The following is a 14,418-nucleotide window of genomic DNA, read 5'->3' as shown; positions in this document are numbered from 1 at the left end:
TATCGAAGCAACAGCTAGATAGAGCAATGAGCAAGCTTTGCTGGCAGTACCAACTTAAAAGAGTAACAACAGGATGAATTTATGCAAGGAGCTAATGTGAAAGGCTTGATTCTGGTTGACATTCAAAACGATTATTTCCCTGGCGGAAATTGGGAGCTTGTTGGCGTAGAACAATCCGTAAAAAACGCTCAAAAGCTTCTACAGAAGTTTCGAGAAGAAGGATCTCCAATTTTCCACATTCAGCATATCTCAGTGGAACCGGAAGCAACATTTTTCCTACCCGATACAGAAGGTGCTAAAACTCACGAAAGTGTAGCTCCTCAACCCAACGAAACTATTATTGTGAAAAATTTTCCTAATAGTTTTAGAGATACTTCTTTACTGAGTAACCTCAAAGATTCTGAAGTTGATGAAGTAGTCATTTGTGGCGCAATGAGCCACATGTGCATTGATGCTACAACTCGCGCTGCATTCGATTTTGGGCTTCAGTGCATCGTGATTGAAGATGCTTGTGCAACGCGGGATCTGGAGTACAAGGACGGAACAGTCAAAGCTGCTGAAGTTCATGCGGCTTTTATGGGAGCACTAGCAGAGGGGTATGCAAAAGTTATTTCTACCAACGAATTTGATCGTGTTCAGGTGTAACAAATCCTCTTTGCTATGATCTGGGTGCTAAGACTCTTTGCTTAAGGCTACACGCAATGCAAACTTAGCGCTCGGAAATAGAAGTTAAATTCACCGTATCTATTCCGAATATTCCCGAATTACATCAGGTTGAGGCTGAATATAAAGCAAAAGAAGCGTATGTGATGACGTTATTGCAGCATTCTGATATCAGCTCTGGCAAAGCGGCAGAGTTGCTAGATATTGATCGCTGGCAACTTTCTGACCTGATGGATAGTTATGGAATTTCTCCGTTTTCTTCGCAATCAAAAGAAGAGCTAGAGAACGAAATCACTCAAGCAAGGCGTGTTGCGATTACTTGTAGCTTCCAGTAAATACTTTCCAAGTTAGATAGCATCAACACCCTAAAATCTTCTGAATTTCGCCTATTAGATAGGTAAATAGATTTGCTGAGCTGCCAGTCAACCCGAGAAAAGCTGTTATTGATGCTGGAACAGCATCTATACTGACTCCTGCTGTAACCAGTCCTATTAATGTAGATGCGATACCCCAGATCCCGACACCAGTACTGACTAAAAGGACTCCGCTTCCTCCGACCAAAGCCAGTATTGCTACAAGTTGAAATGGATTAGGAGCAGGACACGCATCAGCCACTTGTCCAATTACAGTTGGAGACAGATTTAATAGCTCTGTGAACAGCATTTTCTCAATTTCCTAGCTCGTGTCTTGTACTAAACAGCAGTATTCCCAAGCAATAAACTAGGTTAACGAGTGTGCACTAACACGGTGTGCAGCTTTTTACAGGCTTCTTGCCTGCTCCACAGGAAACTAGGTTTACACAGCGTTCTAATATTTTCGTTCCTGTGGCTCGAACATAGTAATGGCAACTGGGCGATCGCCAATTTGAATACCTGCTGAAGAATAATAAGCCATCGTGTGTTTGAGGAAATTAGTATCATCTCGATCTGCGAAATCCTCTCGGCAGTGTGCACCTCGGCTTTCCTGACGATTGAGTGCACCCGTGAGAATAATTTCACCGACAATCAGCAAGTTTTGTAGTTCTAGCGCTTCGGTTAGCTCGGTGTTCCAGAGTTTGGCTTTGTCATCCAGGTAAATCCTTTGCGCTTGCTGACGAATCGCTTGCAGCTTTTCTAACCCTTCCTTCATCACTGATTCGGTGCGAAACACGCCGCAGTGGTCGGTCATGCAGTCCTGAAAAGCCTGACGGATTTGATCAATTCGATATTCACCAGGCTGGTCAATCAAGGTCTGAACTTGCTGCTCTGCCTGAGTGAGATAGCGCTGCTCGTCAATTTCGGGAAGTTTGCGCGATTGAACGTATTGGGCGATCGCTGCTCCTGTCCTCTTGCCGTAAACCACACATTCCAGCAAGGAATTGCTGCCCAATCGATTTGCTCCGTGTACGGAAACGCAAGCGGCTTCCCCAGCGGCAAAGAAGCCTTCGACCAAGCCATCGGCACCACTACGAACTCGTCCATCTGTGTTGACCGGGATGCCGCCCATTGAGTAGTGAACCGTTGGACGAATCGGAATCGGCTGATGTACGGCATCAATTCCCACTAGGCGATGTGCCTCCTCCCAACAGAAGGGGACACGACTCATGATCTTTTCTCGTCCCATGTGGCGCAGGTCAAGGTAAACAAACGGGCCGCCTGCACTGCCGTCTTGATGTGCTCCCCGCCCTGCCCGAATTTCTTTGGTGATGGCGCGGGAGGTGATGTCGCGGGGAGCTAGCTCCATTTTGCTGGGGGCGTAGTTAGACATGAAGCGATCGCCCTCTGCATTAATCAAATAAGCCCCTTCACCACGCACTGCCTCTGAAATTAGTACTCCAACCGGGTACAGACCAGTCGGGTGAAACTGAACAAACTCCATATCTTCAAGTGGCAGTCCGGCAAGGGCTGTCATTGCTAGCCCATCGCCCGTTGAGGCAAAGTCGTTAGATGTGGTGTTGTAAACCCGCCCGTAACCGCCTGTCGCAAACATCACGGCTTTTGCTCGTACCACTTCCAAGCGTCCGTCTAGCAGGTGATACATCACCACGCCTTTCACCTGGTCTTCTTCTAGAATCAGTCGCAGCACATACCATTCGTCATAAATATGGACCCCATAGCGACGCAGGTTTGCCACCAGCTCGTGCAAAATAGCGTGACCCGTTTTGTCAGCGGCGTAACAGGTGCGTTTATGAGAATGTCCGCCAAAAGCACGCTGAGCAATGCGTCCATCGGGCAGGCGGGAAAACAATACGCCCATGTGTTCCAAGTCGATCACCACATCGGGCGCTTCCCGAGTGAGAATTTCGACGGCATCTTGGTCTGCCAGGTAATCGGAACCCTTTACCGTGTCAAAAGCGTGAGCTTTCCAGGTGTCTTGATCATCAACATTCTTTAGGGTGGCTGCCATTCCGCCTTGAGCTGCGACGGAGTGCGATCGAATGGGGTGAGTTTTGGCGACAACGGCAATGCTCAATCGAGGATCTGTTCTGGCAATTTCTACTGCTGCCCGCGTCCCTGCTAGACCGCCGCCTACAATGATTACGTCGTGTTCAATCATGCTCAATCGCGCTCAAACTGTTGCGTGAAGTTGTCCTATCTCTATCCTGACGCAAATAAAAAGCCCCTACCTAAAGGCAGGGAACTTCTTAAGAAATTATCTGATGTGTATCCAGGAAGCTTTTCGTTAACCCGCAGCTTGGGCAGGGCGCTGGCTAGAGACTGCGCTAGGTTCTGCTCGGCTCTCAGTCTGAGGGCTAACCTCAGAAAACTCAATGTGGTTGAGCAAGGTTGTGACGAAGGCGAAGAGCAGAAATGGTAGGGAAAGCACCAAAATTAGCCCGACAGTCGCCAAAGCATAGATTGGACGGCTAGCACCCATCAGTGCCAAAGCAGATGCCAGACTGATGAAGATTACAATTAACCAAACGATGATTTGACCGTAGATATCACCAAAGGAGAGCGTGCAAACGAACCGATATTTTTGTTTATCCATAAGATTCTCTTCCAAAGCCCTTTGACCTAAGCGTAAAGCCGAGCCAAAGATTTGGACAACTTAACTAAGATTTTTTAATAAAATGAGCCATTTGACGTGCGCGATCGCCACCTACTGTTCTACAAACCCTACGACGTTCTAACCCAATTCACTGATGCTGCGTCTGAGGGTGGCACCTCCAGACTTACCCTCAAAGATTACATTGATGTGCCAGATGTTTACCCAGTTGGGCGGTTAGACCGAGACAGTGAAGGACTGCTGCTGCTGAGCAACAATGGACGGCTCCAGCATCGGTTGAGCGACCCAAAATTTCAGCATCCTCGTACCTACTGGGTGCAGGTTGAGCGGATTCCGACTGAGGCAGACTTGATTCCGCTACGGCAAGGACTGGTGATTCAAGACTATCGAACTCGTCCAGCAAAAGCTGAGCTGTTAGTCGAGGAACCGTCTTTGCCGCCTCGCGATCCGCCAATTCGATTTCGTAAAAATGTACCAACCGCCTGGCTGGAAATTACCTTAACTGAGGGGCGCAACCGCCAGGTACGACGAATGACAGCAGCGATCGGTTTTCCAACGCTGCGGTTGGTCAGGGTAGCGATCGCCACTCTCACGCTAACAGGGCTAGAACCTGGACAATGGCGCAACTTAACGAGCGAAGAGCTGACGATCTTACGCAAACTCTGTAAAATTTAATACACTTATTTGAATTCCAGGAACATTCAAAATTCTACCGAAGTCAGTAAATTCAGCAGTGGAGCTTCAAACTGACTAAAACACGACATTTCTTGCTCAAATTCGTCAAAAATCATCCCATCGGGTGAATCGAGAGAATGAAGTAAGGCGATCGCTTCTCGTCGTAGCTTGTAGGGTATCCGGATCACAATGCTCCCTGCTTCAACAAAAAGTCTTTAGGGCAAAAGAAAAGCAAAAAAGACTTTGAAACTCAATGGTTGTAAACAATCAGGGATCAGGAGAAAAACAATGTTAATTTCAAAACGCTGGCAATCTAGAACTGCTTTGTTTATGGCGTTGGGAATGGCTTCAGTGTCAGCCTTGCCCACTTTGCTGGCGACCCCAGCCGTTGCAAATGAGCCATATCTGGTGGGGCAGCTATTTCCCTCCGATACGACCCGGCTTGTTGTACCTACTGGGACGGTGATTCCAGTGCGCTACGAAGAAGCTGAAAGAATCATCGTCACGCCCAATGAAACGGCTTCCGTGACCCTAGTTGTGGCTCAAGACGTGCGCTCCTCTGCCGGAACGGTGTTGATTCCTGCTGGTAGTGAAATTGAAGGAGAACTACAGCCCAACGGCGGTGGTACTCAGTTTGTGTCCGAAGAAATCACGCTCACATCGGGTCAAACTTTGCCCATTGATGCCACATCTGAGGTGATCACCGATACCCAGGTTATTACAGAAGACACTGACCCCGATTTTCTTCGAGGGGCGGTGATTGGCGCAGCAGCGGCAGCAGTTTTATCAGAAATCTTCGGCTCGATTGATTTTGGTGAAGTGTTGGCTGGTGCTGGCTTGGGTGCTCTGGGTTCGCTGCTTCTGGGAGGTGGCGAAGAGGAGGTTGAGGTCGTTGTTGTTGAGCCTGAAACTGACCTGGATCTAACCCTCCAAAGTGAATTTGAGCGTTAGGGATGGTCTAGACAGTCCAACCCGTAGCGTAGGGGCAGTTCGCGAACTGCCCCTGCAAAGATCTGTGGTTTATTCAAAATGTCACTACGCATAGGTTTTCCACGCAGCCTTACCCAGCACAGCCACTCCACTTCCTATAGCAGCTGTGTTTTGCAGATTTAGGAAGCTTTGGCGTGCCCTATCAGTGAGGTTGTTAGAGAAAGTCGGAGGCAACTAATCCTTTTTGCAGCGCTAGGACAGCAGCCTGGGTGCGATCGCGCACATCTAGCTTTTGCAAAATCGTGTGAACGTGAACTCTGACCGTTCCTGGTGCGATGTAGAGAATTTTGGCGATTTCCTGATTGCTTTGTCCTTTCGCCACCAGCGCCAAAATTTCCTGTTCTCGTCGGGTTAAGGGGTTTTCTAACGCCTGTTCTGAAGCAGGAGTTGAGCTGTCGGTTTGAAATGCCGCATAAATTTCTTGGGTTGCAGCAGAATCCCACCATGAAGCACCTGCTGCAACGGAACGAATCGCCAAAACTAGAGATTCAGCCGCAATTCCTTTCAAACAATAGCCCTGGGCCTTTGCCTCAATCAAACGAGCAATTAGCGGTTTTTGAAAATGAGAGGTGAGCGCTAACACGGGGAGATTAGGCTGCTGTTGTTTGATTTGGCGGCAAGCTTCGATGCCGCCGATGCCGGGTAGCCCAATGTCTAGCAACACTAAATCAAGCAGGCGATCGCAGGCAATTTCTATAGCGGTTTCTCCATCTTCGGCTTCTGCTGTCACATCCAGTCCTTCTTCTTGTTGAAGCCGGGTTGTAAGTCCGAGGCGAAATAGCTCGTCATCTTCTACCAGGAGAATGCGTAAAGGACTAGATTTCATATCAGGGATGGTGAGACAGACGCAGTAGGAACTAGCACTGGTAAGCAAAACCCAAATACGGCACCTTGAGATGAATTGTTGTTTGCCCAGATTGTTCCACCGTGAGCTTCGATGATTTGTCGGGTAAGGTAAAGTCCTAGTCCTGATCCTTTGGTTTGGCGATCGCCATGCCCCTGATAAAACCGTTCAAATAGCAGAGGCAATTCGTCCGATGTAATACCTTGACCGTTATCGATCACTTTCACCACATGGTGAGTGTTCGTATTGGTAATCACAATTTCAACCTTGTCACCTCGCAGGGAGTGGTTGATTCCATTTTCTAATAAGTTGACAAAAACGCGCCGGATCTGAAGTGCATCTCCATTGACCCAGAAAGATTGACGGAAGTCAGAATCTCCACATCTCAACCGCAAATGGACTCGACGGCTAACCGCCAGATCGGTCAGCATAGCCGCCGCCTCGTCTGCCAATGCTCTAAGATCCACGGGTTTCCGCTGAAGGATTAGCCCTTCGGTGTCGTTGCGATAAACATCAAGCAGGGTCTCAACCAACTGCAAGCTGGCTTGATGACTACGAGCCATAATTTCTAAAACCCGGCGCTGAGGGGCTGTGACTGCACCAAATTTTTCTTGCTGAAAAGCTTTTAGGGTTTCGATCGCCCCTAACAACGGTGTTCTTAGATCGTGGGTCAGGGTCGAGGCAAAATCTTCTCTCACCTGGTTGAGATGCTCCTGGGTCTGGAGTTTAATTTGCTGCTGAGCGATCGCCTGCTCAAATCGACGATTGCGATCGCTCAACCAACCCGTAACAATCAGCGCCATTGCTGCAATTATTCGATTAGCAACTGTGTCCAAGGTAATTGTCTCTACTCCAGGTACGAATAGGTTGAGGATGGTGAGGCTGATGGCGATCGCTGTCACCCAAGTTCGATTCGCTCGACTGAGCCGCGAATCTGCTAGCAAAACTGCGCCGATATACAGATAGCCAAATACATAAGGCGGCGGTGTGGAATATTCCAGAATGATCACGATAAGAAACAGGATCGCAATCAACCATTGAGATTTTAGTGGTTTGTGAAAAGGGTCCGGTTTGTGAGTTGGCGATCGGTTTAACATTGCAAAATCTAAATTTTAGAAATTAAAGAACGTTTGAGCAGTAGTGAATATTTCCTATAGGGGCGTAGCATTCGGCAGATAATCTTTTGAATAAATCAAAAGTTTTTGCCCGAATGCTATGCCCCTACATTCTCCTGATCTATAGATTGAATTTCTTAAGCATCTTCTTAAATTGGAACGTAATTCAAGCATTAATTTAGACAAAAAATACCGTTTAGAGGAAGTTTATATCTGCAAGTATAGATATTTCTGATTTTTCTAAACGCATTCATATACTCATGTTTAGAGTAAGAAATTTATTTCCTGAATAAACGCCGGTTATACCTTTTAAGTGCACAAAATCTTCTGCACAATTAGGAGTAATTGAATTTCAGAGCGGTAGCTGTAGAAACACTGCCATTGAAATATGTCTTACTACAAATCAAAACTCGTTCAAGTTTGGATTCAGCCTCACAGCAAGCACTGTGGTCACAAAATTTCTGAGGTTTATCTGCCTAAGCAATGTCAGATTATGGGATTGATTCGTCAGGAAGAAGTCATTTTAGCAAATGAAGATCCGATTATTTGTAGCAATGACCTTGTGATTGCTGTCGCTATCAATCCGATGTTTTTGCCCGAACTGAAGTTGTGCCTAGAGCAAGCAAAGTATGTTTCGTAAAGCAACAATTGCATTTAATTTATGGTGTGGCAAGGGCTTCTACAAGTTTCGTTAATACTGCTGATTCTTGCAGTTGTGTCTTCTTTTCTGGGTAAATATATTGCACAAGTCTTCCAAGCAAAACGGTCTTGGCTTGACCGATTTGCCTCTCCTTTAGAACAGTTTATTTACGCTTTGGGTGGGCTTCGCTATCAGGAATCGATGACAGGATGGCATTATGCCCGTGCTGTGTTTTACAGCAATCTAGTTATGGGCGTTCTGGTCTATTCAATCTTTTTGCTTCAAGCGATTTTGCCGTTCAATCCAACCAATTTATCGGCACCTTCCTAAGATTTGGCGCTGCATACTGCTATCTCGTTTACGACCAATACCGATCAGCAGCATTATTCTGGCGAAACGACGTTTAGCTATGCGAGTCAGGTGCTAGCACTGGGGTATTTGATGTTTACTTCAGCCGCAACCAGAATTGCAGTGGCGATCGCCTTCATTCGGGGTCTAACGGGGCAACCGCTGGGCAATTTCTATCGAGATCTGACTCTATCTATTACGCGCATTTTGTTACCCATTTCGGTTGTGGGGGCGATCGCCCTCCTCATTGCCGGAGTGCCCGAGACGTTGGCTGCCCCTGCAACTGCAACCACGCTCGAAGGCGCAACCCAATACATCGCCAGAGGACCAGTTGCTCACTTTGAAATCATTAAACAGCTCGGCGAAAACGGCGGCGGATTCTTTGGCATTAACTCAGCCTATCCGTTTGAAAATCCCAATGGGTTTAGCAACCTGCTAGAGACCGTGACGATGCTAATCATTCCGGCGGCGTTGATTTTCACTTATGGAATCATGGCTGGCAACCCGAAACAGGGGCGACTAACCTTTGGGATGGTGTTTGTTTTGTTTGTGGGATTGGTGGCGATCGCCCCTCTGGCTATTTCTGGCACTGCGCTTGAATCTGGCGATCGCCCCTGCCGTTCTAGCTGCCAGCTCAAAAAGCGATCGGTTTAGAAACAGTGCCTTGTAAAGAATCGATCTGGTCAAGGCTAAAGACCTGTTTGGCTCCTGAACGTGAAGCCCAACATTTGCCTGGATGCTGTTGGATTACGCATTCGCTTCACGTAACCTACGATATACCCTTAGCTTTAGGAGTTTTGTCAGTCAACCAGAGGCATGAATACGAGAAACGCTATCGGGCTGTAGAGCAAACCCTCACGGCTGGAATTGATGTTTCTTCTACCGTCAACATTCAGCATTTAGAGAGTTTAAATGATCTTGTGTTGCAGATATCGGGCGTTGTCGTGCGCGAGGGCATTCCCGATCGCCTGCTTGATGAAGCCGACGAAGTTGTAGTTGTGGACGTAACGCCCGAAACACTTGAAGAACGTTTGATTGAGGGAAAGATTTATGCTCCCGAAAAGATCGATCAGGCGCTGCAAAATTTCTTCCAGCGGCGCAATCTAATTGCACTACGAGAGCTTGCATTGCGAGAGGTTGCTGACAATATTGAAGAAAATAATGGCACAACAGTTGCAGAAAAACGCCATTGCAATATTCATGAGCAGGTCATGGTTTGCCTTTCAACTTATCCCAATTCAATTCGGCTGTTGCGTCGTGGTGCAAGAATTGCAAGCTACATGAATGCGAAACTTTATGCCCTATTTGTAGACAATCCAGAACAATTTTTAACGAAAGCTGAAAGCCTACATGTAGAAACTTGTGAAAAGCTCTGTCGCGAGTTTGGGGGCGAGTTTTTACGAGTTGAGGGGCATGACCCACTATCTAAGATTACCGAAATTGCTCAACGAGAACGAATTACCCAAATTGTAGTCGGGGAGACACATCGATCGCGCTGGGAGCTGTTTATTAAAGGATCGATTGTGCAGCGACTAATGCGATCGCTTCCTGACATTGACCTTCACATTATCGCGACCCAACAGCCTTTAACTTGAGGTCATCAGGTCTTTAATAGGCCATAGTGCTTGAGTGTCTCAGTCAAAAAACTCTTGTAGGAAAAAAAGATTGACCTACTCGTAACTTTACGGTATTTTTACAGTTACCAAAGCTTAGCCAGATTCAATCTCTCCTATTAGCTACTTGCTATAAGGATGATATTGAGACGGGGGGTTTAATTGGGGCACATCTCTGCTCGATGTATGCGTATTTCACATTTAATTTGATGCATCGATAGAGAGGACTTTCCTAAGTCTTTGCCCGTCAACTAGCTCCGTTGGCATTTGGTATTAAGTCTGCAAATTTGGCATTTTTATGAGTGCTATTACAGCAGTATCCTGCTCTCGTCAGTGTTCCTGGTTGGTATCGAGTCATGTCCTTGTACCTGCCCTTGGCTCTGAGGAGAAAGTTGTGTTGCCTTAGATTCAGAGCTTAGGGTCGGGTTAGTTGTTTAGGGTGAAATAATCTACCATGCTCCTGACTCAAGAAAAGCGAGTTGCTTTGATTTCTGTTTGTGGTGATCCTGCTGCTGAGATTGGGCAGGAAGAGGCTGGAGGGGAAAATGTTTATGTCCGTCAGGTCGGACAAACACTAGCTCAGCAGGGTTGGCAAGTGGATATGTTCACTCGCCGTAACGATCCTGAGCAGGCTGCAATTGTTCAGCATTTGCCTAACTGTCGAACGATTCGCCTGAGTGCTGGACCTGCGACTTACATGCATCGAGATCATCTATTTGAGCATCTACCGGAGTTTGTAGACCAGTTCCAGCGGTTTCAGCAACGGGAGGGGGTGCAGTACTCCCTGGTTCATACGCACTACTGGTTGGCCGCGTGGGTCGGAATGCAGCTCAAGCAGGCTCAACCCCTGGTTCAACTGCATACCTATCACTCACTCGGTGCGATCAAGTACAACACGGTGAGTGATGTTCCGGCGATCGCCACTCAGCGTCTAGAGGTCGAAAAAGCTTGTCTAGAGACAATTAACTGCGTTGTCGCCACCAGCCCTCAAGAGCAAGAGCACATGAGGACGCTGGTATCTAAGAAAGGCAGAATTGAAGTGATTCCCTGTGGCACAGACTTAGACAAGTTTGGCAACATTAGTCAACTTGAGGCGCGTCAGCAGTTAGGAATTGATCCAAAGTCTAAGGTTGTCCTCTATGTTGGTCGATTTGACCCCCGTAAGGGGATCGAAACCTTAGTGCGAGCAGTTGCTAAATCTAGCTTGCGAGATCAGGGTGATTTGAGGTTGGTCATTGGTGGCGGCAGCCGTCCCGGACAGTCCGATGGCAAAGAGCGCGATCGCATTGGCGGTATCGTCTCAGAGCTAGGACTCGACTCGATCACGACTTTTCCTGGTCGTCTAGACGACTCAAACCTGCCGTTCTACTATGCCGCTGCGGATGTGTGCGTTGTGCCCAGTCACTATGAGCCGTTTGGCTTGGTGCCCCTGGAGGCAATGGCTAGCCGTACTCCAGTCATCGCCAGCAACGTTGGCGGACTGAAGTTTACTGTTGTTCCTGAAGTCACCGGATTATTGGTACCACCCAAAGATGAGCTAGGGTTTACCACGGCGATCGATCGCATTCTTAGCGATCCCGCTTGGCGAAACCAGCTGGGTGAAACGGCTCGGCAACGAGTTGAAATCGCCTTTAGCTGGCAAAGCGTCGCGGCAAACCTGGGTCAACTTTACACCAGCTTGCTAGCTCAGGCGACTGCGATTCCAGCGAAATCCGTTGTTCCCGCAGCGATCGCGCCCAAAAAAGATCGCGTAGCGTGAGACACCGTGAATTTCGAAGTTTAGGAATTTAGTTGGGTGGTTGCTTTTGATCGGCTAACAAAAAGTTAGGGCAGAAAACGTCAAAACTAGGAGTCAGAGCAATGCTAAACGTTGAAGATTACGCAGTTCATCGCAAAACTGGATGGATTGGTAAGGTTACGGGCTACGGACACCTAATGCTCAACGGTACATATCTACCCACGCTTAAAGTTCATCTGCTAAAAGGTTCAGGCGCAGTTCAAGGCAGCATCATTGAAGATCTTTCTTCATCCTGGATGGAAGTAGAGGCAGAGTATAGCCACAGTGTTTAGTGCAGTGTCTTAGAAGGTGTTCTAGAAAAGGAGGATGAGTTTTGCCCCGCCCTCCTTTTTTGTCGTAATCCAGATCAGGTTGTGAGTGCACTCGAGAAGTGCACTCACAACCTATTCGTCGCTTGCTATAGACTTGAATCAAGGGAAGAGTAGGCGCAGGTGGTTACGGACGAAAGTCTGAGGAAAGTCCGGGCTCCCCAAAGACCAAACTTGCTGGGTAACGCCCAGTGCGGGCGACCGTGAGGAAAGTGCCACAGAAACATACCGCCGATGGAGTCTCAGACTCACAGGTAAGGTTGCAAGGGTGCGGTAAGAGCGCACCAGCAGCGTCGAGAGGCGCTGGCTCGGTAAACCCCGGTTGGGAGCAAGGTCGAAGGAGCAACGGTTGGTCTTTTCCCGGCTCCGGGTAGAAACGGTTAATCCGGTTCTGCGAAACCCGCTAGAGGTGTCTGGCAACAGGCATCCCAGATAGATAACTGCCCTTTCAGCAGTTCTCTGTTGAAAGAACAGAACCCGGCTTATGTCCGGCTCTTCCCTTTTCCCAATTCCTTTCCCAGAGCTAATTGGGCTATCGGTTTCCAGCAGCAATGCGTCCAGGTTTAGGTTGAATGTCTCTGATTGATCCCCGTCGTCCAAAGCAGCTCCGTCAATTGGTAGAAAGGCTTGGATTACCGGCTGACTCTCCGGTTAAATGGGAGCTATTAGATTTGGCGTTGACCCATCCGACTGCTTCGCCTGAAGCAAATTATGAGCGGCTCGAATTTGTCGGCGATGCGGTCGTGAAGCTGGCAGCAGCAGAATTTTTATTTGAAACTTATCCCCAGTCCAGCGAAGGGGTGCTTTCGGCAATTCGGGCAGTATTGGTGAGCGATCGCTCTCTAGCAGCGATCGCTGATTCTTATGGCTTCGATCGCTATCTGCTCGTGGGCAGCAGCGCCTCACGGGACAAGGTTGGACAGGAAACACGCTTAGCAGATTCTCTAGAAGCCGTTTTAGCAGCACTCTACCTCAGCACTCACAACCTGAAGCTAATCCATCCCTGGCTAGACTCTCATTTGCGCGAGTTGACCGAAACGGTTCTGCGTGATCCCACCCTGCAAAATTACAAAGGCGCTTTGCAAGCCTGGACGCAAACTCACTATCAAATGCTGCCTGAATACCGCGTCACTGAGATTGGTCAAACCTATGGCGACAGCGAGCGATTTATGGCAGAGGTTTGGTTCAAAGGACAACAGTGGGGCCAAGGCAAGGGGCAATCTAAGAAAGCGGCAGAGCAAGCGGCAGCAAGAATTGCCTTTTTGGCGTTGCAGCAAACAGAAGGAAGGGAAGGATGAAGAGGGAGAAGGGATGAAGGCAAACTTTCGTTCTTCCGCTATACCTACTGTTCGAGGGGAATAAAGGCTGTTTGAGAGGAATAAAGGATGAGGGATGAAAAACTTGGAATTGCGGTATTTGGGGCAGGGCGATGGGGCGTGCATCTGGTTCGCAATTTTTTGGAGCATCCTAACGCTCGGTTAATTGCAGTGGTAGACACTGAGGGCGATCGCCTAAATGCCCTGGCTGAGCGGTTTCCTCTGGACAATGTCAAGTTAAGTACGGATTGGGAAGCGGTAATGCAGCTTCAAGACGTGCAGGGGGTGGCGATCGCCACTCCAGCAACAACTCATGCCCTACTGATTCAGGCTGCACTGGAGCAAGGACACCACGTTCTTTCAGAAAAACCGCTGACGCTAGACGGAGCAGAATCAATCAAGCTATGTCAGCTTGCAGAGCAACATCAGCGACAGCTTGTGATTGACCATACCTATTTGTTTCATCCGGCTGTGCGGCAAGGCAGAAAAACTCTTCAAACTGGGACCCTGGGAGAGTTGCGTTACGGCTACGCTGCCCGTACCCATCTTGGTCCCGTCCGTCAGGACGTGGATGCGCTCTGGGATCTAGCCATTCACGACATTGCTATTTTCAACCACTGGTTAAACGAGACACCGACTCAAGTGCAGGCACAGGGCACGGTCTGGCTACAGTCTCAGTCACCCAATACTCAGTTTTTTCCTCAAGGGTTATCAGATTTAGTGTGGCTAAAGCTCATTTACCCCAGCGGTTTTCAAGCCTTGGTTCACCTCTGTTGGCTCAATCCTGATAAACAGCGGCGACTCTGTATTGCTGGTAGTCAAGGGACGCTCATTTTTGATGAGCTATCTACTTCTCCTTTGACCCTCCAACGGGGATATCTGGAGCAGACCGATCAATACTTTATTCCTGCCGGTCAGAGCGTTGAAGCGTTAGAGCTAGAACCTGCTGAACCACTGCGACAAGTTTGTGGCCACTTCCTGTCCTGCATGGCTCAAAATCGACCCTCCGAAATTTCTTCCGGTTGGGTAGGGGCAAAACTCGTTCAGATTCTCTCAGCGCTGACGACCTCCCTCAACCAGGGTGGTCAAATCGTGTCAGTTCCATAGGGTGCAATCCGTT

Annotated in this window: 15 protein-coding genes, 1 other RNA gene and 2 pseudogenes; 12 read left to right on the top strand and 6 right to left on the bottom strand. The window is 48.3% G+C overall.

Annotated elements, in window-relative coordinates:
• The first annotated feature begins 96 nt into the window (after positions 1-96).
• Both H6F88_RS06135 and H6F88_RS06130 read left to right on the top strand, forming a co-directional pair.
• Positions 97-645, top strand: coding sequence for a cysteine hydrolase family protein (locus H6F88_RS06135; protein ID WP_199333463.1), 549 nt, complete (start codon positions 97-99; stop codon positions 643-645).
• Positions 646-722: 77 nt separating this feature from the next.
• The gene (locus tag H6F88_RS06130; RefSeq protein WP_190641880.1) at positions 723-998 is read left to right on the top strand and encodes a UPF0175 family protein; all 276 of its coding nucleotides are present in this window, start codon (positions 723-725) and stop codon (positions 996-998) included.
• Positions 999-1,020: 22 nt separating this feature from the next.
• Here H6F88_RS06130 and H6F88_RS06125 read toward each other — a convergent pair whose 3' ends face one another.
• The 3 genes from H6F88_RS06125 to H6F88_RS06115 form a co-directional block, all read right to left on the bottom strand.
• Positions 1,021-1,326, bottom strand: a complete 306-nt coding sequence (locus H6F88_RS06125) for a hypothetical protein (protein WP_190641843.1) — start codon at positions 1,324-1,326, stop codon at positions 1,021-1,023.
• 144 nt (positions 1,327-1,470) lie between these two features.
• The gene (locus H6F88_RS06120) at positions 1,471-3,198 is read right to left on the bottom strand and encodes a succinate dehydrogenase/fumarate reductase flavoprotein subunit (protein WP_190641842.1); all 1,728 of its coding nucleotides are present in this window, start codon (positions 3,196-3,198) and stop codon (positions 1,471-1,473) included.
• Between the two features lie 126 nt (positions 3,199-3,324).
• Complete coding sequence (locus H6F88_RS06115; protein WP_190641841.1) at positions 3,325-3,633, bottom strand: hypothetical protein; 309 nt, start codon at positions 3,631-3,633, stop codon at positions 3,325-3,327.
• 96 nt (positions 3,634-3,729) lie between these two features.
• On the opposite strand from H6F88_RS06115, the gene H6F88_RS06110 reads away from it, so the two are divergent.
• Complete coding sequence (locus H6F88_RS06110; RefSeq protein WP_190641840.1) at positions 3,730-4,326, top strand: pseudouridine synthase; 597 nt, start codon at positions 3,730-3,732, stop codon at positions 4,324-4,326.
• A 26-nt stretch (positions 4,327-4,352) separates the two neighbouring features.
• On the opposite strand, the gene H6F88_RS06105 is transcribed toward H6F88_RS06110, so the two are convergent.
• Positions 4,353-4,514 carry a hypothetical protein gene (locus tag H6F88_RS06105; RefSeq protein WP_190641839.1) on the bottom strand — a complete coding sequence of 54 codons (162 nt, stop codon included), beginning with the start codon at positions 4,512-4,514 and terminating at the stop codon, positions 4,353-4,355.
• 100 nt (positions 4,515-4,614) lie between these two features.
• On the opposite strand from H6F88_RS06105, the gene H6F88_RS06100 reads away from it, so the two are divergent.
• The gene (locus H6F88_RS06100) at positions 4,615-5,277 is read left to right on the top strand and encodes a hypothetical protein (RefSeq protein ID WP_190641838.1); all 663 of its coding nucleotides are present in this window, start codon (positions 4,615-4,617) and stop codon (positions 5,275-5,277) included.
• A 193-nt stretch (positions 5,278-5,470) separates the two neighbouring features.
• Here the strand turns inward: H6F88_RS06100 and H6F88_RS06095 are convergent, their stop codons facing one another.
• Together H6F88_RS06095 and H6F88_RS06090 are read right to left on the bottom strand one after the other, a co-directional pair.
• On the bottom strand, positions 5,471-6,142 hold the full coding sequence (locus H6F88_RS06095) for a response regulator transcription factor (protein WP_190641837.1): 672 nt from the start codon (positions 6,140-6,142) through the stop codon (positions 5,471-5,473).
• A complete protein-coding gene (locus H6F88_RS06090) occupies positions 6,139-7,257 on the bottom strand; it encodes a HAMP domain-containing sensor histidine kinase (RefSeq protein ID WP_190641836.1) in 1,119 nt (372 codons plus the stop codon). The genes H6F88_RS06095 and H6F88_RS06090 overlap by 4 nt, the downstream gene beginning before the upstream one ends.
• A 406-nt stretch (positions 7,258-7,663) precedes the next feature.
• Between H6F88_RS06090 and H6F88_RS06085 the strand changes: the two genes are divergently transcribed.
• The 8 genes and pseudogenes from H6F88_RS06085 (at position 7,664) to H6F88_RS06050 (ending at position 14,405) form a co-directional block, all read left to right on the top strand.
• Positions 7,664-7,915 (top strand): TrkA C-terminal domain-containing protein, encoded by a 252-nt coding sequence (locus H6F88_RS06085; protein ID WP_190641835.1) that lies wholly within the window; start codon positions 7,664-7,666, stop codon positions 7,913-7,915.
• A 24-nt stretch (positions 7,916-7,939) separates the two neighbouring features.
• Positions 7,940-8,830 (top strand): annotated as a pseudogene (kdpA, locus tag H6F88_RS06080) (potassium-transporting ATPase subunit KdpA); the annotation flags it as partial.
• Between the two features lie 257 nt (positions 8,831-9,087).
• Positions 9,088-9,858, top strand: a pseudogene (locus H6F88_RS06075) (sensor histidine kinase KdpD); the annotation flags it as partial.
• Between the two features lie 472 nt (positions 9,859-10,330).
• Positions 10,331-11,635 (top strand): glycosyltransferase, encoded by a 1,305-nt coding sequence (locus H6F88_RS06070; protein WP_190641834.1) that lies wholly within the window; start codon positions 10,331-10,333, stop codon positions 11,633-11,635.
• Between the two features lie 101 nt (positions 11,636-11,736).
• Entirely contained in the window at positions 11,737-11,946 is a 210-nt protein-coding gene (locus H6F88_RS06065; RefSeq protein ID WP_190641833.1) for a hypothetical protein, read from the top strand.
• A gap of 146 nt (positions 11,947-12,092) precedes the next feature.
• Positions 12,093-12,482, top strand: an RNA gene (gene rnpB / locus H6F88_RS06060) — RNase P RNA component class A.
• A gap of 72 nt (positions 12,483-12,554) precedes the next feature.
• Positions 12,555-13,280: a ribonuclease III gene (gene rnc / locus H6F88_RS06055; protein WP_190641832.1), complete on the top strand. Its 726-nt coding sequence runs from the start codon at positions 12,555-12,557 to the stop codon at positions 13,278-13,280.
• Between the two features lie 87 nt (positions 13,281-13,367).
• Entirely contained in the window at positions 13,368-14,405 is a 1,038-nt protein-coding gene (locus tag H6F88_RS06050) for a Gfo/Idh/MocA family oxidoreductase (protein ID WP_190641831.1), read from the top strand.
• The last annotated feature ends 13 nt before the right edge of the window (positions 14,406-14,418 follow it).

The organism is Oculatella sp. FACHB-28 (genome assembly GCF_014696015.1).
Lineage (GTDB): Bacteria > Cyanobacteriota > Cyanobacteriia > Elainellales > Elainellaceae > JAAUTN01.
Note: the sequence above shows the minus strand (reverse complement) of the source record. Positions and strands in the feature narration are given on the sequence as shown.